The 26303-nt window shown below is 65.5% G+C and carries 28 protein-coding genes; 18 read left to right on the top strand and 10 right to left on the bottom strand.

Going from position 1 to position 26303, the window contains the following annotated elements:
* Positions 1–90 precede the first annotated feature (90 nt).
* The 3 genes from A0W70_RS00140 to A0W70_RS00130 all read left to right on the top strand — a co-directional run bounded on the left by A0W70_RS00140 (position 91) and on the right by A0W70_RS00130 (position 3880).
* Positions 91–1578, top strand: a complete 1488-nt coding sequence (locus A0W70_RS00140) for a DUF5666 domain-containing protein (protein ID WP_070987197.1) — start codon at positions 91–93, stop codon at positions 1576–1578.
* 62 nt (positions 1579–1640) lie between these two features.
* Entirely contained in the window at positions 1641–2486 is an 846-nt protein-coding gene (locus A0W70_RS00135) for a DUF6502 family protein (protein WP_070987194.1), read from the top strand.
* The gene (locus tag A0W70_RS00130; RefSeq protein ID WP_070987192.1) at positions 2483–3880 is read left to right on the top strand and encodes a DUF5666 domain-containing protein; all 1398 of its coding nucleotides are present in this window, start codon (positions 2483–2485) and stop codon (positions 3878–3880) included. Before A0W70_RS00135 ends, A0W70_RS00130 begins: the two co-directional genes overlap by 4 nt.
* Positions 3881–4002: 122 nt before the next feature.
* Here A0W70_RS00130 and A0W70_RS00125 read toward each other — a convergent pair whose 3' ends face one another.
* Positions 4003–4416, bottom strand: coding sequence for a DUF4168 domain-containing protein (locus tag A0W70_RS00125; protein WP_083330650.1), 414 nt, complete (start codon positions 4414–4416; stop codon positions 4003–4005).
* Between the two features lie 250 nt (positions 4417–4666).
* On the opposite strand from A0W70_RS00125, the gene A0W70_RS00120 reads away from it, so the two are divergent.
* Together A0W70_RS00120 and A0W70_RS00115 are read left to right on the top strand one after the other, a co-directional pair.
* Positions 4667–5686, top strand: a complete 1020-nt coding sequence (locus tag A0W70_RS00120; protein WP_083330649.1) for an ABC transporter ATP-binding protein — start codon at positions 4667–4669, stop codon at positions 5684–5686.
* Positions 5683–6444, top strand: coding sequence for an ABC transporter permease (locus tag A0W70_RS00115; protein WP_070987188.1), 762 nt, complete (start codon positions 5683–5685; stop codon positions 6442–6444). The genes A0W70_RS00120 and A0W70_RS00115 overlap by 4 nt, the downstream gene beginning before the upstream one ends.
* 17 nt (positions 6445–6461) lie before the next feature.
* Here A0W70_RS00115 and A0W70_RS00110 read toward each other — a convergent pair whose 3' ends face one another.
* From A0W70_RS00110 to A0W70_RS00085, 6 genes are all read right to left on the bottom strand, one after another.
* Positions 6462–7139, bottom strand: a complete 678-nt coding sequence (locus A0W70_RS00110) for an amino acid ABC transporter permease (protein ID WP_070987186.1) — start codon at positions 7137–7139, stop codon at positions 6462–6464.
* Between the two features lie 6 nt (positions 7140–7145).
* The gene (locus tag A0W70_RS00105; RefSeq protein WP_070987185.1) at positions 7146–7889 is read right to left on the bottom strand and encodes an amino acid ABC transporter ATP-binding protein; all 744 of its coding nucleotides are present in this window, start codon (positions 7887–7889) and stop codon (positions 7146–7148) included.
* Between the two features lie 6 nt (positions 7890–7895).
* Positions 7896–8597, bottom strand: coding sequence for an amino acid ABC transporter permease (locus tag A0W70_RS00100; RefSeq protein ID WP_070987183.1), 702 nt, complete (start codon positions 8595–8597; stop codon positions 7896–7898).
* 47 nt (positions 8598–8644) lie between these two features.
* Positions 8645–9592 (bottom strand): transporter substrate-binding domain-containing protein, encoded by a 948-nt coding sequence (locus A0W70_RS00095; RefSeq protein ID WP_070987181.1) that lies wholly within the window; start codon positions 9590–9592, stop codon positions 8645–8647.
* Between the two features lie 168 nt (positions 9593–9760).
* The gene (locus A0W70_RS00090) at positions 9761–10264 is read right to left on the bottom strand and encodes a GNAT family N-acetyltransferase (RefSeq protein ID WP_070987179.1); all 504 of its coding nucleotides are present in this window, start codon (positions 10262–10264) and stop codon (positions 9761–9763) included.
* Complete coding sequence (locus tag A0W70_RS00085; RefSeq protein ID WP_070987177.1) at positions 10261–10776, bottom strand: Lrp/AsnC family transcriptional regulator; 516 nt, start codon at positions 10774–10776, stop codon at positions 10261–10263. Before A0W70_RS00085 ends, A0W70_RS00090 begins: the two co-directional genes overlap by 4 nt.
* Positions 10777–10992: 216 nt before the next feature.
* Here A0W70_RS00085 and rocF point away from each other — a divergent pair, with 216 nt between their 5' ends.
* From rocF to A0W70_RS00050, 7 genes are all read left to right on the top strand, one after another.
* Positions 10993–11961 (top strand): arginase, encoded by a 969-nt coding sequence (gene rocF / locus A0W70_RS00080; RefSeq protein ID WP_070987175.1) that lies wholly within the window; start codon positions 10993–10995, stop codon positions 11959–11961.
* Between the two features lie 2 nt (positions 11962–11963).
* Positions 11964–13193, top strand: coding sequence for an ornithine--oxo-acid transaminase (gene rocD, locus A0W70_RS00075; protein ID WP_245675774.1), 1230 nt, complete (start codon positions 11964–11966; stop codon positions 13191–13193).
* 65 nt (positions 13194–13258) lie between these two features.
* The gene (locus A0W70_RS00070; RefSeq protein WP_070987173.1) at positions 13259–13936 is read left to right on the top strand and encodes a haloacid dehalogenase type II; all 678 of its coding nucleotides are present in this window, start codon (positions 13259–13261) and stop codon (positions 13934–13936) included.
* 223 nt (positions 13937–14159) lie between these two features.
* Positions 14160–15137 (top strand): metal ABC transporter solute-binding protein, Zn/Mn family, encoded by a 978-nt coding sequence (locus A0W70_RS00065; RefSeq protein ID WP_070987171.1) that lies wholly within the window; start codon positions 14160–14162, stop codon positions 15135–15137.
* A gap of 57 nt (positions 15138–15194) precedes the next feature.
* Entirely contained in the window at positions 15195–16058 is an 864-nt protein-coding gene (locus A0W70_RS00060) for a metal ABC transporter ATP-binding protein (protein ID WP_083330648.1), read from the top strand.
* Positions 16058–17254, top strand: a complete 1197-nt coding sequence (locus A0W70_RS00055; protein ID WP_083330647.1) for a metal ABC transporter permease — start codon at positions 16058–16060, stop codon at positions 17252–17254. Before A0W70_RS00060 ends, A0W70_RS00055 begins: the two co-directional genes overlap by 1 nt.
* Positions 17254–18372 (top strand): metal ABC transporter permease, encoded by a 1119-nt coding sequence (locus tag A0W70_RS00050; protein ID WP_083330646.1) that lies wholly within the window; start codon positions 17254–17256, stop codon positions 18370–18372. The genes A0W70_RS00055 and A0W70_RS00050 overlap by 1 nt, the downstream gene beginning before the upstream one ends.
* A gap of 34 nt (positions 18373–18406) precedes the next feature.
* On the opposite strand, the gene A0W70_RS00045 is transcribed toward A0W70_RS00050, so the two are convergent.
* Complete coding sequence (locus A0W70_RS00045; RefSeq protein ID WP_070987166.1) at positions 18407–19432, bottom strand: ATP-binding protein; 1026 nt, start codon at positions 19430–19432, stop codon at positions 18407–18409.
* A gap of 332 nt (positions 19433–19764) precedes the next feature.
* Between A0W70_RS00045 and A0W70_RS00040 the strand changes: the two genes are divergently transcribed.
* Positions 19765–20304 (top strand): carboxymuconolactone decarboxylase family protein, encoded by a 540-nt coding sequence (locus A0W70_RS00040; RefSeq protein WP_070987164.1) that lies wholly within the window; start codon positions 19765–19767, stop codon positions 20302–20304.
* Between the two features lie 20 nt (positions 20305–20324).
* On the opposite strand, the gene A0W70_RS00035 is transcribed toward A0W70_RS00040, so the two are convergent.
* Together A0W70_RS00035 and A0W70_RS00030 are read right to left on the bottom strand one after the other, a co-directional pair.
* Positions 20325–21335 carry a sensor domain-containing diguanylate cyclase gene (locus A0W70_RS00035; protein WP_083330645.1) on the bottom strand — a complete coding sequence of 337 codons (1011 nt, stop codon included), beginning with the start codon at positions 21333–21335 and terminating at the stop codon, positions 20325–20327.
* A 189-nt stretch (positions 21336–21524) separates the two neighbouring features.
* On the bottom strand, positions 21525–22253 hold the full coding sequence (locus A0W70_RS00030) for a glutathione S-transferase (protein WP_070987161.1): 729 nt from the start codon (positions 22251–22253) through the stop codon (positions 21525–21527).
* 142 nt (positions 22254–22395) lie between these two features.
* Between A0W70_RS00030 and A0W70_RS00025 the strand changes: the two genes are divergently transcribed.
* The 5 genes from A0W70_RS00025 to A0W70_RS00005 form a co-directional block, all read left to right on the top strand.
* Positions 22396–22800 carry a hypothetical protein gene (locus A0W70_RS00025; RefSeq protein ID WP_070987160.1) on the top strand — a complete coding sequence of 135 codons (405 nt, stop codon included), beginning with the start codon at positions 22396–22398 and terminating at the stop codon, positions 22798–22800.
* Between the two features lie 110 nt (positions 22801–22910).
* Positions 22911–23321 carry a RidA family protein gene (locus A0W70_RS00020; RefSeq protein WP_070987159.1) on the top strand — a complete coding sequence of 137 codons (411 nt, stop codon included), beginning with the start codon at positions 22911–22913 and terminating at the stop codon, positions 23319–23321.
* Positions 23322–23378: 57 nt separating this feature from the next.
* Positions 23379–23774, top strand: coding sequence for a hypothetical protein (locus A0W70_RS00015; RefSeq protein ID WP_070987158.1), 396 nt, complete (start codon positions 23379–23381; stop codon positions 23772–23774).
* Positions 23775–24084: 310 nt separating this feature from the next.
* Complete coding sequence (locus A0W70_RS00010) at positions 24085–25407, top strand: DEAD/DEAH box helicase (RefSeq protein WP_070987156.1); 1323 nt, start codon at positions 24085–24087, stop codon at positions 25405–25407.
* A 464-nt stretch (positions 25408–25871) separates the two neighbouring features.
* The coding region (locus A0W70_RS00005) for an acyl-CoA thioesterase (protein WP_139150639.1) at positions 25872–26303 on the top strand (432 nt) is incomplete at its 3' end.

Below are 26303 nucleotides of genomic sequence, written 5' to 3'. Positions count from 1 at the left end.
GTGGGATTCCGTTGACTTTCTCCATTTTTGGGAAAATACTCCCAAATATGGGCGGAGACCACACCGCCCGTTCTCAACTGGAGAAGGGCAATGTTGATCTCGGGCAAACGCATCCTCCTTGCCACCGGCATAGCGTTGACAATAGCGGGGTGCGGCGGTGGCGGCAGTGGCGGCGGCAGCAGTAGCAATGACGATGGATCGACCGACGTAACCAGTGGTTCGATCTCCGCGTTCGGGAGCATCGTGGTCAATGGGCGGCGCCTTGAAATCGCTGGCCCGAATGTCTCGATCGAGCAGGATGGCGACGATCGTGGCGAAGGTGACCTGGCCCTCGGCATGATGGTCCGGGTATCGGATGACGACAATCGTCGTGAGGTGGAGATCGACGAGGCCGTTCGCGGTCCGGTGGACGAAATCGTCGTTGACGACCAGCGCCTCACCGTCATGGGTCAGACCGTGCTGATCGATGCCGCCACGGTTTTCGATGGCGGAGACAGCGAGCCGGGCAATCTCTCCGTAGGCGATATCGTCGAGATCTACGGCCTGCGCGATAACGCTGACGCGATTCGTGCGTCGCACATCGAGAAGGAAGACGATGATGACGAGTATTCGGTGACAGGTACCGTCACCAATCATGATCCGGGCGCGCTGCGGTTCGAGATCGGTGGCCTGACGGTCGATTACCAGAATGCCGAGCGCGACGATCTGCCAGGCGGCAACTGGAACGGTCTGCTGGTCGAGGTCGAGGATGAAGCCCGGACGTACAGTGCCGGTGATGACGAACTGGTCGCCACCGAGGTCGAACGCGAGACGCCGGCCGGCGCCCGCCCTGGCCAGCGCATCGAAATCGAGCGCATAGTCACCGCGGTCAACGGCGACGGCACTTTCCGGGTAAGCGGTGATCTGCTGGTGCGCGCCGGCAATGCGACCTTCCGCATCGGAACGGCTGCCGATCTGGTCGTCGGCGCCCGGGTCGAGGTCGAAGGTATTCTCCTGAGCGACGGGACCCTGCAGGCGACCAAGATCAAGTTCGATGATAATGACGCCCGGGTGTCGGGACCGGTCGAGTCGATCAACCTGGCGGAGGACGAGATCACCGTCCTGGGTGTGACCATCACCTTCGATGAGAACACCGAGTTCGACGACTTCAACGGGCTGGACCAACTCGATAATGGCGATTTTGTCGAGGTAGAGGGCCGAATCACCCCGGACGGAAGGGTCATCGCGCATGAGATCGAACGCGAGGATGATGACGATGATCGCGAACTCCGCGGTGTCGTGACGGCGACCGACACCGGAGCGGAGACCCTGGAGATCCTTGGCGTCACGGTCCTGACCGGCGGCAGCACCGAGTTCGAGGACGACGATGACGACCGCCTGAGCCGCTCGGAGTTTTTCTCCCGAATCGTCGACAACGCGACGATCGTCGAGGCCGAGTGGGACGGCGACACATTCGGGTCGACCGCGACCACCCCGGCCGCATCCATCGAAATCGAAGACGATGATGACGATGACGACTTCGATGACGATGATGATTTCGACGACGATGGCGATGACGACGGGGATGACGACGACTGAGCCCTACGCGCGGGGACCGGCTGCGGCCGGTTCCCGCATTTCAACGCGACCGCAGGTAACGGATGGCACAGCACTCCGACATCATCGCCCGGGCACTCGCCCGCCTGCTGACGCCGCTCGTGCGGATTCTGCTGCGCTACGGCGTGCCCTATGGCGCCTTCAGCGACCTCCTGCGCCAGGTCTACGTCACCGTCGCGGAACGCGACTTCACGGTGCCGGGCCGCAAGCAGACGACTTCCCGTATCGCCGTGCTGACCGGGCTGAACCGCAAGGAAGTCGCGAGGCTGCGGCGCCTTCCCGAGGACAGCCCAGACAGCCTCGATGAGCGTTACAACCGCGCTGCCCGGGTGATTTCCGGGTGGCTGCGCGATCCCGATTTCCATGATGCCAACGGCGAACCCGCCGACCTGCAGCCGGATGCCGAGTACGGTTTCGCGGGGCTCGTCCAGCGTTACAGCGGTGATATGACGGTCCGGGCGATCCACGACGAACTCGCACGAGTGGGAGCGATCGTCACGACCGACGACGGCCGGGTACATCTCGCCCGGCACGGTTATATCCCGGCGCAGGACGTGACCGAAAAGCTTCGCATCCTCGGCACCGACACCCGCGATCTGATCGAAACCATCGAGCACAACCTGGAAAACGAACCGGAGCAGGCACGCTTCCAGCGCAAGGTCTGCTACGACAACATCCCCGAGGAATACGCCGAGGCCTTCCGGGCGCTGGCGGCGCGTCGCAGCCAGGAATTACTGGAAGAATTCGATCGCTGGCTCGACGAATGCGATCGCGAGGGGCCGTCCCGGGCGTTGGGCAGTGGCCGCGTTCGGCTTGGACTCGGCATTCACCAGATTGAAGAACGGCGCGGGCCGGCTGCCGGCCAGGACGCCAAGGAGAAATCCCCGTGACGCAACGCGCCCTGCAGATACTGACCGCACTCCTGATTGCACTCCTCCTCGGCGGCTGCGGCGGTGGGAGCAGCGGCGACACGGTGGCCGACAGCGACCCGGGCGGCATTGGTGGAACCGGCATCAGCAGCGGCAGCATCTCCGCCATCGGCAGTATCGTCGTCAACGGGCGGCGATTCGACGTCGAATCCGCGGAGATCGCGGTGAACGGCACGCCGAAAACCCAGTCCGCGCTCGAGGTCGGTTACGTCGTCGATGTCCGGGGCGACTTCGATGACGGCGTCGCGGAGTCGGTGGAATTCATCCCCGATCTGGTCGGGCCGATCACCGGCACCAGCATCCCGGCGGGGACCGACACCGGAACCCTGGCCGTGATGGGACAGGTGGTGCAGGTCACCCCCACGACCCTGTTCACAAATGGCGCGAGCGCTGACGGACTCACTGAGGGAGATCGTGTGCTGGTCAGCGGGTTCCGCAACTCCGGACGGGAGATCGTCGCCTCGCATATCCGCTTACGTCCCGGCAGTGGAGACTTCCCGGAAGATCAGATCGTGGGCAGGGCCACCTCCGTCTCTCCGGATGGCTTCGAGATCGCCGGCCTGCGCATCGATACTGCCTTCCCGCCGGACGCCGGGGAGCGCGTGGTCGCAACGGGTATGTACCAGTCCAGACCGAGTCCGCGATTCGAGGCCGATGACGTCGCGGCGATGGATGACCTTCGCGCCGAACCCGACGATGCGGTCGAACTGGAGGGGATCGTCGAGGCGTTCGACACGCTTTCTTCCCCGTTCACCGTCGACGGCGTGACGGTCGACGGCAGCGGCGCGACCGTCGAGGGCGGCGACATCGGCCTCGACGCGGAGGTGGAGGTGGACGGCTCGTTCAATCGTGACGGTGTCCTGATCGCCCGCCGGATCGAAGTTGACCGGGAGGAGAATGTCGAGATCGAGGCGAGGGTTTCGGACGTTTCAAGCGATCTGACGAGTGTCCGCTTCTTCAACGGTGCATTGAGCGTCCGGATTACCGACCGGACCCGCCTAAAGGACGATAGCGGAGGCATCGACGCGTTCGGCGTTGGGGACATCGCCCCCGGCAATTACCTGGAAATCGACGGCTATGTGGCGAATGGCGGCGCATCGGTGGTCGCGACGCGCCTCGAGCGGGAGGACCCCGAAGACCAGGCGGTCATAGAGGGCCCCGTCCAAAGCTTTGACGCCGCAAACCAATCGATCACACTCCTCGGCATTACGGTCAGGATTGATGAAGCGGTGATCGAAGACGGCCCGATCAGCGACCTCCCCGAGGGCACGATCGTCGAGATTACATGGAATCAGGCCGCCCCCGACCTGTCCGAGTCGGCCGATGAAGTCGAAATCGAGGAACCGGATGACTGAGTTTGAGAGCCCACCCCGCAAGGCTTCCCGGACCCCCGACCCGTCATCGGCGTATAGCACAGTAGCTGCGACACCGGCCCGTCAACGGCCGGCCCGATCAGGGCCGGCCGCGTTCACGGCGGTCACCCCGGATCTGCAGCGACCCGATCGAGCCGGGCCGGAAGATCCGCGTCGTTTTCGAGCAGATACCCGATTTCGCGGTACTGGCTGAGTTCCAGTCCCTGATCCTCCACCGCCGCGGCCATTTTCTCGGCCGCCTCGGCCTGAAGGGCGGCACGCTTATCCGGTTCGGCCTCGCTGATCTTCCCGGCATACTCCGCCCGGATCGACTGGATCTCGTGCGCGGCCTCGATAAAGCCGTGCAGATCGTCGTCGGTGAGTTCGTCCACCTCGACGGGGCTCGCCTCATCGGCGATCTCGTCCTGGTAGAGACGCTCCGGGCTTGCGGCGATCGCGCCACTGCCGCCGAGCACCAGCGCACCCGCTACCAGCGTATTGGTTACCCTTCTACTGCAATTGCGTCTGCGGCTACCCATAATCGACCTCCGGGATCATGTGATCGCACCCCTTTCAGGTGCAGGGACGATATTGCACCCGCGGCATGGATTGGCCCTGAAACGCCGATTACGGCTGCGTAACGACATGCGGGGGATCCCAGCCACACACATGGCCCTGTCGATGAAGATGCCCCATCATCCACCTGGGCATACCCGGACGAACGGGTCCCGGGTTGAACGGGCGCACGTCGCCCATCGCCTTACAGCTTCCTGAGAGAAACGGACCATCATGGATACCGGCGCCAGTACCGATTCGCACCGCCGCTCACGCACCGACAGCCCGCACCCGGTGCCGGAGGACACGCGCAGGAATCCGGCCGCCGGACCGCCGGCGGTCGCCGTCGAGGGCCTGAACAAGGTCTACGACTCGGGGCACCAGGCACTGCACGACATCCGCCTGGAGATCGAGCGCGGCGAGATCTTCGCTCTGCTCGGCCCCAATGGCGCCGGCAAGACGACGCTGATCGGCGTCATCTGCGGCCTCGTGAACCCGACGGACGGACGGGTTGCGGTGCACGGCCACGACATCGTCCGCAACTGGCGCAAGGCCCGGGGCATGATCGGGCTCGTACCGCAGGAACTGGCCACCGACACGTTCGAGTCGGTCTGGGCGACGGTAAGCCTCAGTCGGGGCCTGTTCGGCAAGCCGCCGAACCCGGCTCACATCGAGAAGGTCCTGCGCGACCTCGCGCTCTGGGACAAGCGCAACAACGCGATCATGACGCTCTCCGGCGGCATGAAACGCCGCGTCCTGATCGCCAAGGCACTGGCGCATGAGCCGCGCGTGCTGTTCCTCGACGAGCCGACCGCCGGGGTCGATGTGGAACTGCGCCGGGAGATGTGGGAGGTCGTACGCTCACTGCGCGAGGGCGGCGTGACCGTGATCCTGACCACGCACTACATCGAAGAGGCGGAAGAGATGGCGGACCGCGTCGGCGTCATCCACGGCGGGCGCCTCGTGCGGGTCCAGGCGAAGGACGAGCTGATGCAGGAACTCGGCCGCAAGCAGTTGAAGCTGCAGCTGCAGGAACCGCTGGAAGAAGTGCCGGCGGACCTCATCCGGCATGGTCTGGAGCTCAGCGACGACGGACGGGAGCTTGTCTATACCTTCGGCACCCAGGGCCAACGCACCGGAGTTACCGGGCTCCTGCATGACCTGGCCGCACACGGCATCCGCTTCCATGACCTGCACACCAGCCAGAGCTCGCTCGAGGACATCTTCGTCGATCTGGTAAAGGATTCGCGATGAATATCCATGCCGTCCGCGCGATCTACCTCTCGGAGATGTCGCGTACGCGTCGGACCCTGTTCCAGAGCATCGTCTCGCCGGTGGTCACGACGTCACTGTATTTCGTCGTATTCGGCGCCGCGATCGGCTCGCGGATCGAGCAGATCGACAACATCGACTACGGCAGCTATATCGTGCCCGGTCTGATCATGCTGATGGTACTCACGCAGAGCACGACCAATGCGGCTTTCGGGATCTACTTCCCGCGTTTCCTGGGGACCGTCTACGAACTGCTGTCGGCGCCGATCTCGTCGACCGAGGCGGTGCTCGGCTATGTCGGCGCGGCCGCGACCAAGTCGATCATCCTTGGCCTGATCATCCTCGGGACCGCCGCACTGTTCGTACCCGTGGAGATCGCGCATCCGGTGTGGATGCTCGTGTTTCTGGTACTGACGGCCGTGTCGTTCAGCCTGCTCGGTTTCATTATCGGGATCTGGGCGGACGGGTTTGAACGGTTGCAGTTCATCCCGCTGCTGATCATCACGCCACTCGCCTTCCTGGGCGGCACGTTCTATTCGATCGACATGCTCCCGCCCTTCTGGCAGACGGTGACGCTGTTCAACCCGGTCGTCTATCTGATCAGCGGATTCCGCTGGAGCTTCTACGAGACCACCGATGTCGGCGTGGCCGCGAGCCTGGCCATGATCCTGGTTTTCCTGGCGGTGGGACTCGCCGTGGTGGCGTGGATTTTCCGTACGGGATACCGGCTGCGGACGTAAACGGACCCGGCCGCGGCTCAGGCGGACGTGCCGGAACCGCCGAGACCCGGTACCCGCAGGCGCGCCTCCAGCCAGCGCAAACCGGTCGAGAGAAGCAGCACGATGGCGAGATACATCAGCGCCACGAGGATGAAGACCTCGAAGTAGCGGAACGTCTCGCCCGCGATGATCCGGCCGGCCCCCATGAGATCGGTGACCGTCGCGAAGAAGACGATCGAGGAGTATTTCAGCATCAGGATCAACTCGTTCGACCACGGCGGGATCACCAGCCGCAGGGCCTGGGGCAGCACGATCCAGCGCAGGGCGACCGCGCGGCTCATCCCGATCGAACGCGCCGCCAGCATCTGTCCGGCCGGCAGCGACTGGATGGCGCCACGGAAATATTCGGCCTGGTAGGCCGACGTGTTCAGACCCAGCGCGAGGACGCCAGCCACGAACGGGCTGAAGTCCATGCCCATGCTCGGCAGCCCGTAATAGACGATGAACAGCTGGACGAGAATGGGCGTGCCCCGGAAGAAATTGATATACACGGTGGCCAGCCAGTAGATGGGACGCTGCCCGTACAGGCGCGCCATCGCCAGCAGCAGCCCGAACACGATCCCCATCGCGATGCACAGCGCCGTGATCTCCAGCGTGACCACCAGGCCCCACAGCAGTTGCGGCATCCAGTTGGCGAGATCGAATTGCAGCTCCATGGCGCGTTACTCGTCCATCGCGGCGATACGCCGCAGGAATTCGCCCGTGCGGGCGTGTTCGGGCTGTGACATCAATCGATCGGGTGCACCCTGCTCGACGATGCGCCCACTCTCCATGAAGATCAGGCGGTTGGCCGCGCGGCGCGCGAAGCCGACCTCGTGCGACACCACGAGCATCGTCATACCCTCTTTGGCGAGTTCATCCATGACCTCCAGCACCTCGCCCGTCAACTCGGGGTCGAGCGCACTGGTCGGCTCGTCAAAGAACATCACGCGGGGTTCCATCGCGAGGCAACGCGCGATCGCCACGCGTTGCTGCTGTCCGCCCGAGAGCTCCGCGGGATACTGATTCGCCTTGGCCGCGAGCCCGACCCGGTCCAGCATCGCGCGTGCCCGCTCCGTGGCCCGCTTACGGTCCGTGCCCTTGACCTTGCGCAGGCCGATGCCGACATTGTCGAGCGCGGACAGGTGGGTAAACAGATGGAAATCCTGGAAGACATAGCCGATCCTGGCGCGCACGGCATTGATGTCCGTGCGGGGATCGGTCACCTCGACGTCGTCGAGCCAGACATGACCCTGATCGGGCTCGATCAGACGGTTGATGCAGCGCAGCAGCGTGCTCTTGCCGGTGCCCGAAGGGCCCATGATCACGATCGTCTCACCGCGCTGCACATCGAATGAGACGCCCTTGATCACTTCCTCGTCGCCGAAGCGTTTGTGCAGATCGTCGATCCTGAGTACGGGGTCCATGGGGCCTCACTTGCCAGTAGGTCGGGTCGAGCCACCGCGCATCTCGAAGCCCGGAACGGCCAGACGGCGCTCCAGCCAGTGCAGGCCGCTGTTGCCGAGCGCGGTCAGGGTCCAGAAGATCAGCGCGACGGTCAGGAAGGTGATCATCGCCATCTCGGGATTGTTGACGTAGATCGTGCGCGCGTAGCGCATGACCTCATTGATCCCGATGGCGTACACGAGTGTCGTGTCCTTGAGCACCGACGAGAATTCATTCGACCAGGCCGGGATCGCCAGGCGCAGGGCCTGCGGCAGGACGATCGTCACGACCGCCTGGGTCCGCGTCATGCCGAGCGAACGCGCGGCGGTGATCTGCCCGGCCGGCACCGCCTGGATCGCGCCGCGGAAGATCTGCGACTGATAGCCCGACGAGCGGAACCCCATGGCGAGGGCCCCCGCCATAAACGCCGAAACGTCGATACCGAAACGGCCGAGGCCGTAGAAAAACAGGAACAGCAGGACCAGTGCGGGCACACCGCGAAAGAACCATTCCCAGGCCGATGCGAGCCATGCAACCGGGCGCGGACCGTAGACCTGCGCAAGCGCGACCCCGATCCCGACGGCAAAGCCGATCGGGATCAGGGCCGCGAATACGTACAGGTTGACGAGCGTCGCCCCCAGCAGCGCGGGGAACTCGGACGCGATCAGCTGCAGTCCCTCGACGCCCAATCAACCCACTCCAGTGATGGAGTCACGCATGACCGATGCCCCGAAACTCAGTCGGTTTCGTCGGCCATGCACTGGGCGTATTCCTTGACGTCCGCCATCGACTCCGCCTCGAGGATGCCGCTCTTGCAGCTCTTCCACGCGGCGGTGATGGTCTCGTTGTCCGGGCCGAAGTACGCCGCATTGAGCATCGCCCACGGCGTGCCGGGCTGTACGCTCAGCTCGCGTCCGGCGGCCGTCTCGACCACGTTCAGGCCGAGCTCGCCGAGCCCGTCGCTGATCTTCTTGCCCACACCGGCGGGGTCACCGTCGGGTACCACGAAGCCGAAGTACTCGTAGGTATTGATCACGCCGGCCACGGTGAGCTTGTCGGGATACGACGCCACCGAGGACTTCGACGCGGGCACGTCCTGCACCACCGCATCGATCCGGCCATTGACGAGGTCAAGAATCGCGAGCGGATAGGTCTCGTAGAGCTTCATCTCCACGTCCGCCTTCTTCTCGACGAGGTTGTTCTTGACCCAGGCCGCACCCGTGGTGCCGCGCTGCGCGCCGACCGTGCCCTCGGGGCCCATGCCCGCCATGGCGGAAATGACGTTGACGTCGCCGTCGGAGCGCGTCACGACCGCCTGGTTGGAGACATAGTACGGCTTGGTGAAGTCGACCACCTCGTCGCGCTCGGCGGTGATCGTGAAGCCCGAAGCGCCGATGTCGCACTTGTCGGCCCGAACGGCCGGAATGATGGAATCAAACGCAAGGTTCTGGATGGTGATGTCGTAGCCCTTGATGGCGGCGATGGCGCGCATCACGTCGGCATCGAAGCCGAAGGCCTTCTCACCGCCGCTCCCCATCTCGAACGGGGGCCACGGGATGTCCGAACACACCGTGTAGCTGTCGTGGTTGTCGGCCGCGGCGCGCTGTGGCGTCAGACCGAGGCCGAGCGTCAGTGCGCCGGCGAGTGCGACCAGCGCACTGGTTGTGACTGTTCTGGAACGCATGTTCTCCCCTCCTTCCGATAACTTCCTGCGAGAAGATTCTTGCCACGAATCGACGCGGTCGATACGGGAAGATGCGTCGTCGAGGATGCCCCATGGTGTGCCCTGGCGCAAACGGACAGCCCGGTGCGCTCGCAGCGTACTGCACGGTCACCCGCCGCCTCGCTACCGTCACTCAGGCGCGTCGTCCCGGAGATCTCGCAGGAGCATGACGACTGTCTTGTGACCGCCGTCGGTGTCCTGCTGTCCGACTTCGATGAACCCCTGTCGCTCATGGAATGCCAGTGACACGTCGTTACGCGGGCGCAGGTTGACCTCGCAGGCAAGCAGCGGCGCCGACATTGCACGCGCATACGCTTCGATATCCGCGTAGAGCGCGCGGGCTACACCGCGACGGCGCCATTGCTCGCCAACCGCGACACGATCGATGTAACAGAAGTCGGTATAGCGAGCGGAGAACCACGCGTAGTTGAGGCTCGAATAGTCGAGACCGGGCTGCAGCGCCAGCAGGAAACCTGCGACCAAACCATCGATCTCGGCCACACGCAGGGCCGCCGCTTTGGCGAAGTACCACTCGAGTTCAGCAAAGGTGATATCGCCCACGGCGGGCACGTTGGCCTGATTGATGGCATGAATCGCCGGCAGATCGTCCGCAACCGCATCGCGCAGATTCATCGGGATGCCCCCTCGTCCGTCTGCGCCGACCGAAGGAGCGATTCAAGCGGGTAGCCGTCGCTCTGCTTGCTGCGCGAGAGTACGAAGTGACTGGACAGGCGCGCACCGCCGTGGCCCGTGTTCAGGAGTTGATCGGATAGCCGGTCGTACTGGGCCATGTCCGTGCAGACGAAGCGCAGGATATAGTCATACTCGCCGCTGACCTTGAGGCATTCGGTCACTTCGGGGATGGCATCCACGGCCTGCTCAAAGCGGCGGAATTCCGCCTCTTCATGCTTATTGAGGGTGGCCTCGGCGATCACGGTTACGCTGCGGCAGATGCGCTCGAGTTCGATCCGGGCGTTGTACGAACGCAGCACGCCCGCCTTTTCGAGTTTGCGCACCCGCTGCAGGCAGGACGAGGCCGACAGATGCACGCGTTCCGCGAGATCGTGATTCGTGATCCTCGCCTCGCCCTGCAGCGTCGCCAGGATCGCGATATCCGTACGGTCGAGCCTGACCCTTTCGCTCATACGTAACACTCGCCTTTCGAGCCGCTCGCAGCCGGACACGCCCCGGACGCCGCAGGTCCTGCGGTGCGCACCCTATCCAACCGCAGACTCTGCGGCCTGGCGGCCTCAATCTCCAGGCCTATTCGTGCGCTTCGGTGCCATGCTCGGGCTGCAGTGATCGATCGCGTCCGGCCCGGCCACAAGGCACGGCCAGAACGCCGGACGTAGGAGACGAGCATGCCCACGGCAACCACACATCGCAACGCCCCGACCTCCGCCGCCCGCTCTGCGCGGCCGCTCGGTCTGATCGGCGCCCCAAGCGACGTCGCCGCGGGCACGCGCGGCGCCAATCTGGGACCGGAGGCATTGCGCGTGGCGGGCCTGGAGTCGGCCCTCGCCCGCATGGGCTACGGGGTGCACGATTACGGCAATCTGGCGGGACCGACCAATCCGCTGCGTGCGGCGGTCGACGGCTGGCGCCATTTCGACGAGACGCTCGCCTGGTGCCGTGCGGTGCGCGATGCCGTCGCGACGGCCCTCGACCGCGACGAGACGCCGATCCTGATGGGCGGCGATCACTCGCTTTCCATCGGTTCGGTCGCCGCGGTAGCGCGGCACTGCGCGCGCAAGGGGACGCCCTTGTCGGTGCTCTGGCTCGATGCGCACGCCGACTTCAACACGCACGAGACGAGCCCGTCGGGCAACGTGCACGGGATGCCGGTCGCCGTTCTGTGCGGCGACGGCCATGGCGATCTGCTCGATCTCGGTCATGCGACACCGATGATCGATCCCGAACGGGTCTTCCAGCTGGGGATCCGTTCCGTCGATACGGTGGAGAAAGAACGCATCGTCGACAGCGGCCTTGTCATCCACGACATGCGCCGGATCGATGAAGTCGGCATGCGCGCCGTAATGTCGGAGGTGCTGGAAAACATCGCCCGCACCGGCGGCCACCTCCACGTCAGTTTCGATCTCGATTTCGTCGATCCCGACGTCGCGCCCGGCGTCGGCACGCCGGTACTCGGTGGCCCGACCTGGCGCGAGGCCCAGTTGTGCATGGAGATGATCCACGACAGCGGACTGCTCGGCTCGCTCGACGTGATCGAGATCAATCCTGCCCTGGATATCCATAACCGGACCGCCGAACTGGCGGTCGAACTCGTCAAGAGCCTATTCGGCGAGACCATACTCGCAAGGGTGGTGTAACCATGAACGCCGTAATGGAAGAACACGCGATTTCGGACCGCCAGCAGCGGATCATCCACCAGACGGAGACCTTTGGTGCGCACAACTACGGTCCGTTGCCCGTGGTGCTCGCGCGCGGCGAGGGCTGCTGGCTGGAAGATGTCGACGGGCGGCGCTATCTCGACTGCCTGGCCGCGTATTCCGCGGTCAACCAGGGCCATCGCCATCCGCGCGTCATGCGCGCCGTCGCCGAGCAGTGCGAACGCCTGACCCTGACCTCACGCGCGTTCCACAACGACCGCCTCGGGCCTTTCCTCGAGAAACTCTGTCAAGTCGCGGGCATGGAGGTCGCCCTGCCGATGAACACCGGTGCGGAAGCGGTGGAGACGGCGGTCAAACTGGCCCGCAAATGGGGTTACGAACGCAAGGGCGTAGCGCGCGGCAAGGCCGAAGTCATCTGCTGCGACCGCAATTTCCATGGCCGGACGATCATGGGCGTCAGCCTGTCATCGGACGACCACTACCACCATGATTTCGGTCCGGTGGCACCGGGCTTCGTGCATATTCCGTTCGCCGACATCGATGCGCTGGAAGCGGCCATCACCGAGCACACGGTCGCCGTGCTGATCGAGCCGATCCAGGGTGAAGGCGGCATCGTGGTCCCGCCGGACGGCTATGTGCGCGCCGTCCGCGAACTGTGCGACCGCCACGGCATCCTCATGATCGACGACGAGATCCAGACCGGACTCGGACGCACCGGCGACCTGTTCTGCCATCACCATGAAGCCGGCACCGAGCCGGACATCATGACGGTCGGCAAGGCACTCGGGGGTGGCGTCTACCCGGTCTCCGCGGCACTGGCTTCGCACGACATCATGAGTGTCTTTCAACCGGGCGACCACGGCAGCACCTTCGGCGGCAATCCGCTCGCCTGTGCCGTCGGCGAGGCGGCGCTCGATGTCATCGTCGAAGAGGACCTGACCGCGAACTCGCGCGCGATGGGCGAGCGGCTGATGGCCGGCCTCAAGGCGATCGACAGCGACCGGATCGTCGAGGTACGCGGCCGCGGCCTGCTCGTCGGCATCGAGATCGACCAGGCCGCGGGACCCGCGCGGCCATTCTGCGAGGCCCTCATGCACCGCGGCGTGCTCTGCAAGGAAACCAGGGAGCAGGTCCTGCGACTGGCGCCGCCGCTGGTCATCGACGCCGACCAGATCGACTGGCTGCTCGATCAGCTGCGCGCCGTGCTGTAGGTCCGCGTTACACTCGCGCTCTCCAATCGTTTGCCGGGCCGTTCAGGCCTCGATGGAGGGCGCGTATGCAGGTCATTGGCTTTGACGTATTCGGCACCCTGGTGGATCCCGCGGGGATCGCGGAACCGCTCCGCCCCTTCGCCGGCGATGGCACGGGCGCGCTGGTCGCAGAATGGCGCCGCTCGCAGCTCGAGTACGCCTTCCGCCGGGCGGCGATGGGACGCTACCAGCCGTTCGATCGGGTCACCCGGGGCGCGCTCGACCGGGCCCTGGCGGTCACCGGCATCGACATCCCGGAGGCCGACCGCGAGGATCTCGTCGCGGCCTGGACCCGGTTGCCGGCCTTCCCCGACGCCGCCCCGGCGCTGGACTCCCTGCGGGCCCGCGGGCACCGCTGCCTGGCGTTCTCCAACGGCACCGCGAAGGGACTGCAGGCATTACTGGATCATGCCGGTCTGGCCTCCCGGCTGGACGATGTCCTCAGCGTCGAGACGGTCGGGACCTACAAACCGGCGCCGGCCGTATACGACCACCTGGTCGCCACCGGCGGCGCGGATCGCAACGCGACCTGGCTGGTATCCGGCAATGCCTGGGACGTGATCGGCGCCGGCAGCACGGGTCTGGCCACCGCCTGGCTGCAGCGCGACGAGCGCAAGCCATTCGATCCCTGGGATTACACGCCGGATCAAGTCGTAGCCACACTGACCCGACTGGCCGAGCTTCCCCCGTTCAGCGACGCGTAAACCGCACCCCGCGAGCGACCGCATGGAACCGGCGCTTCTTGCCCCTGCACCAGGGGTTGCAGCGCGACAAAAGTGAGCCTAGGCTCACTTTTGAAGAGCGGGCTGTCTGCACGCCGGTATGGAAACGCGCGCCTACCGTTCAGCGACCGGGCCCTTGGGCCGCCCGGTCCGCACACGCGCTCGGGCCTTTCCACAGACTTCGGACACATTGACGGGGACCCTGATGCGTCGATCGATTCTCCTCGCGGGCCTCGCGATCCTGGCCCTGCTGCCCGGTACGGGCACCGCCGCCGATAACCCGCCACGGGCGATCGCGACCGTCGGCATGATCGCCGACGTCGCCCGCAATGTCGCCGGCGACTGCGTGCAGGTCGACGCGTTGATGGGCCCTGGGGTCGATCCGCACCTCTACGAGGCCAAATCCAGCGACGTGCGCAAACTGCGCGCCGCCGACGCGATCCTGTACGCCGGCTACTCGCTCGAGGGCCAACTGGGCAATGTGCTGGAGCGGCTCGGGGCCGACAAACCCGCGGTGGCCGTATCGCCCGCCTCGATCGATACCGGCGAGCTGATCTCGGTGCAGGATCTCTACGGCATTGATCCCCACGTCTGGATGGATGTCTCGCTGTGGTCGAAGATCGCCCCGACCATCGCGGATACGCTCGCCGGGATCGTTCCCGACTGCGCCGCGGCCATGGAGCGCCGGGCGGCGGCCTACCGGGAGCAACTCGCCGCGCTCCACCAGTGGGTCGCCGACAGCATCGCCACCATCCCGGAACAACAGCGCGTGCTCGTGACCGCCCATGACGCCTTCGGCTATTACGGCCGCGCTTACGGGATCGACGTCAAAGGCGTCCAGGGCATCAGCACGGACAGCGAAGCCGGGATCCGCGACATACAGCGCATGGTCGAACTCACCATCGAACGCGACGTACCCGCGGTGTTCATCGAGAGCACGATCAATCCCCGTACCGTGCAGGCGGTGATCGACGGCGCCGCGGCCAAGGGTCACGAGGTCACGATCGGGGGCGAACTGTACTCCGATGCCATGGGCAACGAAGGCACGGCGGACGGCACGTACATCGGCATGCTGCGGGCGAACACGATGGCGATCGTCGATGCGCTGGGTGGCACCACCGCGCCCTGGCCAGCGGCACTCGCGGACTGGGCCGAACGCTGGGAACAGAACGAGGATGCGTGATCGGCCCCGTACGGAGGGCCGCTGCCACGGCCCTGAACGACAAGGGACGGATACGGGATGAGCGAACAGCCACTGCATGAACCGGATTTCGCCCTCCACGTGGAGGACCTGACGGTCGCCTATGAGGGCAAACCGGTCCTGTGGGATATCGATATCAATATCCCGCCCGGCGTAATGGCCGCCATTATCGGGCCGAACGGCGCCGGCAAGAGCACCCTGCTCAAAACGGTGCTCGGCATCATGCGGCCGACCGCGGGCCATGTGCGCATCCACGGACAGACCCCGAAGCGGCAACTGCGACGGGTCGCATACGTGCCGCAGCGTTCGGCCGTCGACTGGGATTTCCCGACCAGCGTGCTCGACGTGGTCATGATGGGCCGTTACGGCCACCTCGGTTGGCTCCGCTGGCCCGGCCGCAACGAGCGCGAGCGCGCCTTCGCCGCACTGGAACAGGTCGGGCTCACCGAGCTGGCCGGGCGACAGATCAATCAGCTGTCGGGCGGTCAGCAGCAGCGCGTGTTCCTGGCCCGGGCCCTCGTGCAGGAGGCGGATGTCTATTTCCTCGATGAGCCGCTGGCCGGGGTCGACGCCACCACCGAGCGCACGATCGTGCAACTGCTGCAGCAGCTGCGCGACGCCGGCAAGACCCTGATCGTGGTCCACCACGATCTGCAGACGGTGCGCGATTACTTCGACTGGCTGGTGATCCTCAACGTCCGCGTCGCCGCCCAGGGCCGGATCGGGTCCGTGTACACCGCCGAGAATCTGCGCCGCGCCTATGGCGGCAAGATCGCCCTGATCGAGCGCGCGACCACGGCACCGCTCGCCGCCCCGGAAGAAGCCGATCTCGAAGACCCCGCGTCCAAAGAATCCGGGCGCGAAGAAAAAGAATCGGGGCGCCCGCGCGACGGACAGCCATGATGTCCCTGTTCGAGATTCTGACGAACTACACCGTGCAGAACGTCGTCATCGGCGCCGTCCTGCTCGGCTGCGTCAGCGGGTTACTCGGGACCTTCGCGGTGCTGCGCCAGCAGAGCCTGCTCGGCGACACCCTGGCCCACGCGGCATTGCCGGGGGTCTGCATCGGTTTCCTGATCGCCGGCGGCCGCCACCTGGGCTGGATCATGGCCGGCGCGCTCGCCACCGGCGTGATCACCGCCATGTTCGTCGTCCTCGTGGTCAAGCGCAGCCGCCTCAAGACCGATGCCGCCCTCGGGATCGGCCTGAGCGTCACATTCGCGGCCGGCGTCGTCCTGTTGACGTATATCCAGGGCACCGCGGGCGCCTCCCAGGGGGGCCTCGACAGCTTCCTGTTCGGCCAGGCGGCCGCCACCCGGCGCAGCGATCTGTGGGTCATGGGCGCGGTCACGCTGGCCGCGCTGGTGCTGGTGCTCGCCTGCTGGAAACAGTTCAAGCTGGTGGTGTTCGACCCGCTGTTCGCGCGTTCGATCGGCGTGCCCGTGGTCGCCCTGGAAGTCCTGCTGACGGCGATGATCGCGCTGGCCGTGGTCGTGGGGCTGCAGATGGTCGGGGTCGTGCTCATGACCGCGATGGTGATCGCACCGGCCGCGGCCGCCCGCCAATGGATCGGCCGGCTGGAGCACATGGTGCCGCTGGCGATGCTCATGGGCGTCATCGCCGGTGTCTGCGGCGCCCTGATCAGCGCCTGGGGCAACCATCTCGCGACCGGACCGCTGGTGGTGCTGTCGGCCACCGTGCTGGTGCTGATCTCGCTGCTGGCGGCCCCGGGGCGCGGGATCATCCGGGAGCGGATCGATCGCTGGCGCGCGCGCCGGGCACTGGGTCAGCGGCAGGTACTCGCGACCCTCTACAAGCTCGCCATCAAACACCGCGACCGTTACTACCCGGCCGAACTGGGGATGCTCGACAGCTTCTTCGGGCTGGGAACGCGGCGGGCACTGCAGCGGCTGGAGCGCCAGGGGCTGGTCGCGCGGGTCGGTCATATGCGCGAAGAGGGCCCGCACTGGACGCTGACCGACGCGGGCTACGACCAGGCGCAACGGCAGGCCGCGTTCGTGACCCCGGAGGACGGGAGCCGGGACCGTGGAAGCCCTGACCCGTCGACCCGGGGACACGGAACCTCGGAGCACGGGTGATGGCAGCGTTCTTCGGCAATCCGACGCTGATGATCATCCTCACGGGGGCCCTCGTGGGGATATCGGGCGCACTGCTCGGGACCTTCCTCATCCTGCGACGCAACGCCATGCTCGTGGACGCGATCAGCCACTCGATCGTGTTCGGCATCGTGGTGGTCTGGCTGATCACATGGGCCACGAGTGGGCCGGTCCAGATCCTCGGCGCAGCCCTGGCCGGCCTGCTGACCGTGTTCCTGACGGAACTGCTCGCGAACACGCGCCGGGTCCGTATGGATGCGGCGATCGGCCTGGTCTTCCCGGCGCTGTTCGCCGCGGGCGTCCTGCTGCTCAACATCTACGCACGCGACGTGCACCTCGACACGCACACGGTCCTGCTCGGCGAGATCGGATTCGTCTGGCTGGATACCGTGACGGTCGCCGGTATCGAGATTCCGCGTTCGGTGGTGTGGATGGGCACGCTTACACTGATCAACGCCGTGTTCGTCATCGCCTTTTTCAAGGAACTGAAACTGTCGACCTTCGATCCGGGGCTCGCGACCGCGCTCGGCCTGGCGCCCACAGCCATGTTCTATGCCCTGCTGACGCTCACGAGTGCCACCGCCGTGGCCGCGTTCGACGCGGTCGGCGCGGTGCTCTACATCGCCTTCGTCATCGTGCCACCGGCGGCCGCTTACCTGCTGACCGACCGCCTGATCCCCATGCTCGTATGGGCGGCCGCGATCGGCGTGATTTCCAGCGCCACCGGCTATGCGGCGGCGATCGCGCTGGATGTGTCGATCGGCGGCATGATGGCCCTGATGACGGGGGCCTGCTTCGGCCTCGCGTTCCTGTTCGGCCCGCGCTACGGCCTCGTCGCCCAGGCCTGGCGCCAGTACATGCGGCGCTACGCCGACGAAAGCCGGGCCCTGGTCGTCCACCTGTACGAACACGAAGGCAACCCCGAAGCGGCCCGGGAAAACGTGGTCCCGGCGCTGCAGAAACACCTCGGCTGGGACCCCGCCAAGGCCGAACAGGTACTCCGGCGCAGCCTGCGGCGCGGTCTGGTGCTGCGGGAGGGGACGGGACTGCATCTGACCCGACGCGGGCGCCAAGCCGCGCGCGAACTGCTGGAGTACTGAACCCGGAGACCGGGCTGGTCGCAGGATCCGGGCATCAGGGCGACGACCAGTCCGGATCCGGGATCGTGATCCGGAAGACCGTGCCGCTCGCGTCACTGCGCTGCAGGATCACTTCGCCACCGTGATTCCCGGCCAGCTCCCAGGCGATCGCCAGGCCCAGGCCGGTCCCTTTGTGGCCGCTGCCCGAACGCTGCTCCGAGAACAGGGACTCGCGCACGTCGGGCGGGATCCCTGGACCGTCATCGCTGACCTCGATGCCGACGCCGTTATCCTCCCGCTTGCCCTCGACGGTGATCGTCCGGGCTCCGGCGGTCAACGCATTGCGGACCAGATTGAGAAGGATCCGGAAGACCTGGTCGTAGTCCGCATCCAGCACCACACCATCCGACCCCGGCGCCTCAAGCTTCGCCTCGACAATCTCTTCCGGCCCGACCGCCGCCTCGAGTTCACGGATCAATTCGTCCAGCGTGAAACGCTCACGCCGTGGCTGGTATTCCGTCGCAGTGCCCGCGCTGAGTGCGCTTTGGCACATCCGTACCGCTCGATCCACCGAGCGCGTGATGAGTTCCGCACTGCGCTGGACCATGGGATCGGAGTGCTCCCTCATGCGGTCGCTCATCACCCGGGAGGCCACCATGGTGTTACGCAGATCATGCGTCAGACGGCGCAGCGATCGCCCGAGTTCGGCAAGTTCTTCCTCCCGACGGTCCCGAAAGATCGCGAGCACGTACTTGCGACCCTCGATCCGCACCACCGATGCACGCACCTGGGCGGGAATAAGGGCACCGGTTTTGGGTCGACAGGAGAGATCATCCGTTGACCATCGACTGTTTCGGCACACCGCCTGGAGGAACGCCTCGAGGCGCGGGATTTCGTGCGGATGGATATCGGCCGGCGTCAGCGCGGCAAGCTCCTCGGGCTCATAACCGAGAAATCGCAGGGCGGCGGGATTGGCCCCGACGAAACAGCCTCCATCCGGGTCAATCAGAAACGCGGGGTCGTAGAGTTCCTCGAATACCTCCGCGAGGCTGTCCCGGTGACTGGAGTCAATGAGGATCATCTACTGCCTGCTCCCGGGCATTCCATGTCGTGGCGAATACCATTCGCGGCGCGGCCAGACGATGCCATTGGGCCGCACCACGGACACCGTGGCTTTCGGGGATCGTAGCAAAGGGGATGCGCACATACGATGCCCGGGCATCCGTGATCCTCGTCCCGGTGAAAAAAATCTGCGTAATAATACGTACAGCCAGATCCGCTCTGGATTGCTGTAATGCGAAACAGCGTGACGCGGGTGTGCGATCCAACCCCGGGCGCCGCGGCCTGCACCCGGGGCGCCCCCGAAGAAGATCGCCAGGGGAGTCGTTCATCCACTGACCAAGAGGCTCGAACATGACCGCTGACTCGAACGAGGCCGGGAGGCGCGAGGCGATTCTGCGCAAAGTCGCCAAAGAATTCGATAACCGCGTCCCCAACGTATACGCCACCCTGGCCCGCCGCACGGTGGCGCTACAGGCCTTCGTGCAGATGGAAGAGGCACTCGAGCATCATGGCCATCTAGGCCGGGCGGAGCAGGCCCTGATCGCGCTCCAGGTCGCGCTTGAGACCGGGTGCGAGTACTGCCAGCACGTATTTCGCCAGGAAGCACGGGACAACGGTGTAGCCAAGGATTCGATCGACCGGATCCTCGCCTGCCAGGCACCCGCGGAACCGCGTCATGCGGCCCTGATTGACGCGACGCGCCGGGTGATGCACCGGCACGGGGCGCTCGGCCAGGCCGAGCTGAGCGTACTCGAGGAACGCGGCGTGGGACTCGGTGAATTACTGGAGATCACGACCATCATCAGCGCCTACACGCTGGCAAGCTACGCCAATAACCTGGCGGCGACACGGATCGATCCCGAATTCCGCCTCCCCGACAGTTCTGACTGAACGCACGGCAGGCGAAACGACTACCGGGCCGCTCGCCTGGCCTGCTTGACCTCGTACATGGCCGCGTCCGCCTGCGCGATCACCTCGTCGCAGGTACCGCTTTGATGGTTCGCGGCGATCACGCCGACACTCGCTCCCGAATATTCGACCGTCACGGATTCGAGTGGGAACGCGCCGGCGGTCAATCCCGCGAGCCGGGCCTGGAAGAGGCAGCGATTGTCGGCGGCATCGCCGCCATAATCGGTGCCGAAGACGATGAACTCGTCACCGCCATAGCGTCCGAGAAAGTCGCCTTCGCGCAGCCCAGCCGATAAAGCCCGCGCCACCGCGATCAGGAATCGGTCGCCCGCATCGTGACCATGGCGATCGTTGATCGCCTTGAAACCGTCCAGATCGATAAAGGCCACGTACACCGTCGCGCCTGAACGTTCGCTGTCGCTCAGCGCGCGCTGCAGTTCCCGCAGCAGTGCGCGCCGATTGGGCACCCCGGTCAGCGGGTCGGTGAGCGCATGCCCCTCGTACTCGATATTTTCCCGCTGCAGACGCTCGAGCAGACGCTCACGCTCGATCTGCCGGGCGATGATATGCCCGAACAGATCGAGCAGTTTCCGAACGTTCCCGGTCACCGGCAGTTTCGCACGGCTGACGCCGCACAATGTCCCGTAGAGCTCACCGTTTCCGACCCGGATCGGCACGCCCAGGTAGGTCGAAATGCCCAGTTCACGGCCCCCGCGCGAATCCCCCCACCGGCTCGGCACCTCGTCGGTATAGGCGCACCCCTCCTCGATCGAGCGCCGGCAGAGCGTGTCCCCCCAGTCCGCCTTCAGCCCCTCGTGGAGGTTTAGAGTCCCTGTGTTGTGGGCGAACAGAACCGTCTGGACGCCGTGCTCGAGATCAACCGTCGTCAGATAGGTCGACTCCAGGCCGGTCAGAGACTCGACGATCCGCAGGAAGGGCCGCACGAGGTCCTCGACGTCCTCCCCACCCGTGACGACATCGACAATCCGTTCCAGTACGGAGTCCGTGGTCATCCGCTTGCTCCCGGCCGTTTCGAAGGTCTGCGCCTCCTGTTGTGGGAAGGAACGGCTGTCGCCGCCAATGGAGTCCGTCCGGCTGTACCGCGAGGGTCATTACGATAGCGGACACGCTGCGCGATTTCGAATGCGGGGCACCGTGCCCGTCCCACGCCACGTTGCAGATGCCCCTGCGTCAAACGGGCTTCATCCGGCCGAATCGAGTTCCGGATAGTGCCGGAAAATGCCGTCCTCATTGAACGGCAGCCGCCGCGGGGATGCGAGGTACCGGGCGATTGCCGGCCGCCGGGCAATCCGATCGTGCAGGTCAACGATCCGCGGACACTCCGGCTCGAGCGCCGCCATCGCGCGCGGAAAGGCATAACGCAGGCCCGCGACCATCTGGAACAGAGACAGATCGGCCGTCGTCAGCATTCCGCCGACGAGATACTCCGGACCGGATGGATTCACCGTCAGCACCGTCTCGAAGTACTCCGTGAATTTCGGCAGTCGATCTTCGTGAAATGCCTTTGCACGCTTCGCGGCCTCCGGTTTCTGCTGTTCGTAGTACAGGGACGGGCCCAGCGGATGGTGGGTGTCATGCACCTCGACCAGCCAGTCCGCGATGGTCAACTGCAGCTGATGCACCCACAGGCGCCCCGCCTCGTCCTCCGGCATCAGACCGTGCCGCGGCCCGAGATAGAGCAGGATATTCGCGGTCTGCGCGATCCGGTGGTCGCCGTCCCTGAGCACCGGCGGCGCGAACGGAAGCCGGGCGTCGCCCTCGGGGGCGAGTACCTCGGCAACGGCCGCGAAATCGGCACCGTCAGCGCTGCGGCCAACGTCCTGGTATTCGGCACCCGCCTCCTCCAGCGCCAGGCGGATGAATTCACCGCGACCCTGGATGGTGGGCCAGTAATACAGTTCATACGACATGTTTCGACCTCCGATTCGTCGGGAACAATCCGCGTTTTGACCGGTCCGAATGCAGGTCGGTCGATCGGCGGACACAATCCGCACTCCAGTGGCGGCCGGTGGCCGCGGCAACCCCCGTCTTCAACCCGAGAGGTCAACCCCTATGCACAGTGATTCCGGACGCCTGCGAATCAGCCTTCTCCTGCTGCGGATCACCGTCTTCATGGTCATGGCGATGTGGTCGCTGGACAAACTCCTGATGCCCGGCCACGCGGCCGCGGTGTTCGGCAATTTCTACGGTTTTCCCGATATCGGCGCCGGCCTGCTGCTGGCAATCGGACTCGTACAGCTGGCGGTCGAGATCGCCTTCGTGCTCGGCCTCTGGCGCCTCTGGACCTACGGTTATGTGCTGATCGCCCACGGCATCTCGACCCTGTCTTCGTGGCGGCAGTACCTCGATCCGTTTGACAACCTCCTGTTTTTTGCCGCGATCCCGATGCTGGGCGCCTGTATCGCCCTCTTCCTCATGCGCGACGACGACACCCTGCTCACCATCGGCGGGCGTTGAGTCAAGACCGCTCTGTACATCGCCGGCATCCCCTCGCAGGATACGGGACTGTGTGCACGCCGCGCCCATCGGGCGCCGTCCATGAATGGCCTCGACCCGGGAGTACCACCATGAGCTCGCATCAGCGACCGCGTCGGATCCGGCGTTTCAATGAAGAGTGGAACGAACCGCTCGCCTTCTCGCAGGCCGTGCGGGCCGGCAACCAGCTCTGGATCGCCGGTCAGGTGGCGGTGGACGAGGATGGCAGCCCGGTCGGTATCGGCGACGGCGCGCGCCAGGCCGAACAGGTCTGGCACAACCTCGCGAGCGTACTGGAAGCGGCCGGCGGCGGTCTGGACGACCTGGTCTCCACGACCACATGGATCGTGGACCGGGCATACCGGGACGCCGCGACCGAGGCGCGCCAGCGCTGGCTGAACGGCCCGGATTACCCGACCAACACCTTGTTGATCATCGATGGGCTGGGACGGCCCGAATACCTGATCGAGATCGCGGCAGTGGCGATCCTGGACGACGAATGAACGTGCCCGCTCTGCGCGCCGGTCGCCCTTCCGGGGTCCCATTCTGGCGGCCCCACCATGACTGAAACGCCGGCCCGATTCCGCATCATCCCGATGCCCGTCATCATCGCCCTGCTCGCGGTCGGTCTGGTTTCCAGCCTCGCATTCCGCGCGATCATTATCGCGGAGCACGTGGAGCCTGGATGGGTCCGGCCGCTGTGGTATCTCGGCGTGCTGCTGAATGCGGCTTTCTTCTCCTACCGCTACTGGGTATCGCTGCGCCGCGTGCGTGCGGTCGTCGGCGGGGACCTGGATCGGAAGATGCGTTCGGACGAGCCATTGAGCGAGATCGACCGCGAGCAGATCGCGGCGATTCTGTATTCGATCCGGATCTCGCCGGAGCGGTTCAATTATCTCGTGATCTTCGTGCTCTCCGCCGCGGCGATCGCTGCGGATTTGTGGTTGAGCCTATAGGGCGACACGGCGGTCTCCGGTTGCCCCAACCCCCGTAGGTTGGGTTGACGAAGGAAACCCAACGCGTCGTTCGGTACGGCCGCTACGAGGCTAAGCCGTGTCGATCGATCGGTCCCGCGATTTTCCGTGTGTCCCGGGACGGGTTCTGTTATCGTGCGCATCGCTGATGCGACCGGTCGGCATCACGTTTTCGCGGTAGTTCCCGGTATCCTTTCAGGATCGCACCTCGAATCCCCTTTTCTTTTTTGCCTGGACCGGACCCGGGCGAACGGCCATAGCCGTACCCGGACAGGCTCCAGGAGCAATTCACATGTCGTTCTCCCATCTCGGCCTCTCGGCCGCGCTGCTTCGTGCTGTCCAGGATCAGGGTTACAGCACCGCCACACCGATCCAGTCTGAAGCCATCCCGGCGATCCTCGCCGGCGGCGACGTCATGGCCGCGGCCCAGACCGGTACCGGCAAGACCGCCGGCTTCACGCTGCCGATCCTTGAACGGCTCATGCGCGAAAAGCCGAAATCGGGCGGGCGCCCGATCCGGGCGCTGGTCATCACGCCGACGCGTGAACTGGCCGCGCAGGTCCAGGAGAGCGTCAAGACCTATGGCCGCCACCTGCCGCTGAAATCGACGACCGTGTTCGGCGGCGTCGGCATGCAGCCCCAGGTGCAGACGCTGCGCCGCGGCGTGGACATCCTGGTCGCGACCCCGGGCCGCCTGATCGACCACCTGCAGCGCCGCACGGTCGACCTCTCGCAGGTCGAGACGCTGGTGCTCGATGAGGCCGATCGCATGCTCGACATGGGCTTCATCAACGATATCAAGAAGGTGATCGCGGCCGTTCCGAAGCAGCGTCAGACGCTGCTGTTCTCGGCCACTTTCTCCGACGGCATCCGCGAACTCGCCCAGGGCATGCTGACGCGACCGACCCGGATCGAGGTCGCCGCGCGCAATTCGGCGGTGGACACCGTGACCCAGAAGGTCCATCCGGTGAATCGCGACGGCAAGAAAACCGTGCTCAGTCACCTGATCCGCGACGGCGACTGGCAACAGGTTCTGGTCTTCACGCGGACCAAACGCGGTGCCGACCGTCTGGCCATGCAACTCGACCGCGACGGCCTGAGCTCCGCCGCGATCCATGGCAACAAGACGCAGGGCGCACGCACGAAGGCGCTCGGGCAGTTCAAGAAAGGCGGTGTCCGCATTCTCGTGGCGACCGACATCGCCGCGCGCGGCCTCGACATCGACCACCTGCCGCACGTGGTCAACTACGATCTGCCGGAAGTGCCGGAGGATTACCTCCACCGCATCGGCCGCACCGGCCGCGCCGGCCGCGACGGCCAGGCCGTGTCCCTGGTCTCCGGCGATGACCGGAAACTCCTCAAGGGCATCGAGCGGATGATGAATCGCAACATCCACTCCGAGCCGGTACCCGGCTACGAGCCCGACCCGTTCGAGGAAACCGCGGTCGCCGCGAAACGCCGCCAGAACGGAGGTCGCGGTCAGGGCCAGGGCCGAAATCAGGGACAGAACCGCAACGCCGGTCAGGTTCGCCGACAAAACGGCAACGGCGGCGGCAACCGCACGCAAGGTGGCAACCGTGCGCAGGGTGGCAACCCGGGCCGCCGCGCCCGCTGACACAATCTGTCGGAGAGCGATCGCGCAGCGTCATCGCCGTCCGAACAACACGTCGGCAGGTGCAAGCGCGACAATCATTGCGCCCGGCTCCCCCTCGGGGGAGCCGGGCGCTTTACTTTGGGCGAATCGGGTTTTACCGCCCCTATGCGGACATGACTCCCCCGCCTGTCGCTCGATTCGACCACTGATCCATTCAGGAAAATCCTGCCGATCCGAACGGTCCGGCGCCGGCGCTGCGTGACAGGCCTGCACTGCCTCGTAATGGTGCAGTCGACCTCGAACCGGCATCGCTACGGTGCGACACCCTCGCTGTTACCGCTTCGCGGAATCACCCGGGCCTGGGGCGCAGACCGCGACACGCAGCCATTCCATGACGAGTCCGTGCGTGCGTGCACAGGATGGCACGCCGATTGCGTTACGCCGTTCGGGAGGACAGCGCCCGAACACGCCGAGGAACCGCAATGATGAAATACCGGACCCGGAAGATGGTCGCCGCGAAAGACCTCAACTCGAACGGCGCCCTGTTTGGCGGCCGCGTGCTGGCATGGATCGATGAGGAAGCATTCATCTACGCCGCCTGTCAGCTCGAGTCCACTTCGGTGGTCACGCGCAGTATCTCGGACGTGCACTTTCTGGCCGGCGCGCGCCAGGGCGATATCGTCGAGATCGGCACGGGGGTCGTGGAGTTCGGACGGACGTCGATCACGATCGAGTGCGAAGTCCGCAATCGCCGCACCCGGCAGTCGATCACCCGAGTCGATCGGTTGGTGTTCGTGCGCGTGGACGGCGAAGGGGAACCAAAGGCGCACGGCGTCACGCCCGGTGAACCCGCACGATCCGACACCGCGACCGGCGGCAACACCGCGGATCGGGCGGATCAGGATGCCGTAGCCCCG

The sequence above is a fragment of the Halofilum ochraceum genome, assembly GCF_001614315.2.
Taxonomy (GTDB): domain Bacteria; phylum Pseudomonadota; class Gammaproteobacteria; order XJ16; family Halofilaceae; genus Halofilum; species Halofilum ochraceum.
This window is presented reverse-complemented; position numbering and strand designations above follow the sequence as displayed.

What these genes read in the sequence shown, in the direction of transcription:
- A0W70_RS00140 (WP_070987197.1), top strand. Translation starts at nt 91, where the DNA reads ATGTTGATCTCGGGCAAACGCATCCTCCTTGCCACCGGCATAGCGTTG.
- A0W70_RS00135 (WP_070987194.1), top strand. Translation starts at nt 1,641, where the DNA reads ATGGCACAGCACTCCGACATCATCGCCCGGGCACTCGCCCGCCTGCTG.
- A0W70_RS00125 (WP_083330650.1), bottom strand. Translation starts at nt 4,416, where the DNA reads ATGGGTAGCCGCAGACGCAATTGCAGTAGAAGGGTAACCAATACGCTG.
- A0W70_RS00120 (WP_083330649.1), top strand. Translation starts at nt 4,667, where the DNA reads ATGGATACCGGCGCCAGTACCGATTCGCACCGCCGCTCACGCACCGAC.
- A0W70_RS00115 (WP_070987188.1), top strand. Translation starts at nt 5,683, where the DNA reads ATGAATATCCATGCCGTCCGCGCGATCTACCTCTCGGAGATGTCGCGT.
- A0W70_RS00110 (WP_070987186.1), bottom strand. Translation starts at nt 7,139, where the DNA reads ATGGAGCTGCAATTCGATCTCGCCAACTGGATGCCGCAACTGCTGTGG.
- A0W70_RS00105 (WP_070987185.1), bottom strand. Translation starts at nt 7,889, where the DNA reads ATGGACCCCGTACTCAGGATCGACGATCTGCACAAACGCTTCGGCGAC.
- A0W70_RS00095 (WP_070987181.1), bottom strand. Translation starts at nt 9,592, where the DNA reads ATGCGTTCCAGAACAGTCACAACCAGTGCGCTGGTCGCACTCGCCGGC.
- A0W70_RS00090 (WP_070987179.1), bottom strand. Translation starts at nt 10,264, where the DNA reads ATGAATCTGCGCGATGCGGTTGCGGACGATCTGCCGGCGATTCATGCC.
- A0W70_RS00085 (WP_070987177.1), bottom strand. Translation starts at nt 10,776, where the DNA reads ATGAGCGAAAGGGTCAGGCTCGACCGTACGGATATCGCGATCCTGGCG.
- rocF (WP_070987175.1), top strand. Translation starts at nt 10,993, where the DNA reads ATGCCCACGGCAACCACACATCGCAACGCCCCGACCTCCGCCGCCCGC.
- rocD (WP_245675774.1), top strand. Translation starts at nt 11,964, where the DNA reads ATGAACGCCGTAATGGAAGAACACGCGATTTCGGACCGCCAGCAGCGG.
- A0W70_RS00070 (WP_070987173.1), top strand. Translation starts at nt 13,259, where the DNA reads ATGCAGGTCATTGGCTTTGACGTATTCGGCACCCTGGTGGATCCCGCG.
- A0W70_RS00065 (WP_070987171.1), top strand. Translation starts at nt 14,160, where the DNA reads ATGCGTCGATCGATTCTCCTCGCGGGCCTCGCGATCCTGGCCCTGCTG.
- A0W70_RS00060 (WP_083330648.1), top strand. Translation starts at nt 15,195, where the DNA reads ATGAGCGAACAGCCACTGCATGAACCGGATTTCGCCCTCCACGTGGAG.
- A0W70_RS00055 (WP_083330647.1), top strand. Translation starts at nt 16,058, where the DNA reads ATGTCCCTGTTCGAGATTCTGACGAACTACACCGTGCAGAACGTCGTC.
- A0W70_RS00050 (WP_083330646.1), top strand. Translation starts at nt 17,254, where the DNA reads ATGGCAGCGTTCTTCGGCAATCCGACGCTGATGATCATCCTCACGGGG.
- A0W70_RS00045 (WP_070987166.1), bottom strand. Translation starts at nt 19,432, where the DNA reads ATGATCCTCATTGACTCCAGTCACCGGGACAGCCTCGCGGAGGTATTC.
- A0W70_RS00040 (WP_070987164.1), top strand. Translation starts at nt 19,765, where the DNA reads ATGACCGCTGACTCGAACGAGGCCGGGAGGCGCGAGGCGATTCTGCGC.
- A0W70_RS00035 (WP_083330645.1), bottom strand. Translation starts at nt 21,335, where the DNA reads ATGACCACGGACTCCGTACTGGAACGGATTGTCGATGTCGTCACGGGT.
- A0W70_RS00030 (WP_070987161.1), bottom strand. Translation starts at nt 22,253, where the DNA reads ATGTCGTATGAACTGTATTACTGGCCCACCATCCAGGGTCGCGGTGAA.
- A0W70_RS00025 (WP_070987160.1), top strand. Translation starts at nt 22,396, where the DNA reads ATGCACAGTGATTCCGGACGCCTGCGAATCAGCCTTCTCCTGCTGCGG.
- A0W70_RS00020 (WP_070987159.1), top strand. Translation starts at nt 22,911, where the DNA reads ATGAGCTCGCATCAGCGACCGCGTCGGATCCGGCGTTTCAATGAAGAG.
- A0W70_RS00015 (WP_070987158.1), top strand. Translation starts at nt 23,379, where the DNA reads ATGACTGAAACGCCGGCCCGATTCCGCATCATCCCGATGCCCGTCATC.
- A0W70_RS00010 (WP_070987156.1), top strand. Translation starts at nt 24,085, where the DNA reads ATGTCGTTCTCCCATCTCGGCCTCTCGGCCGCGCTGCTTCGTGCTGTC.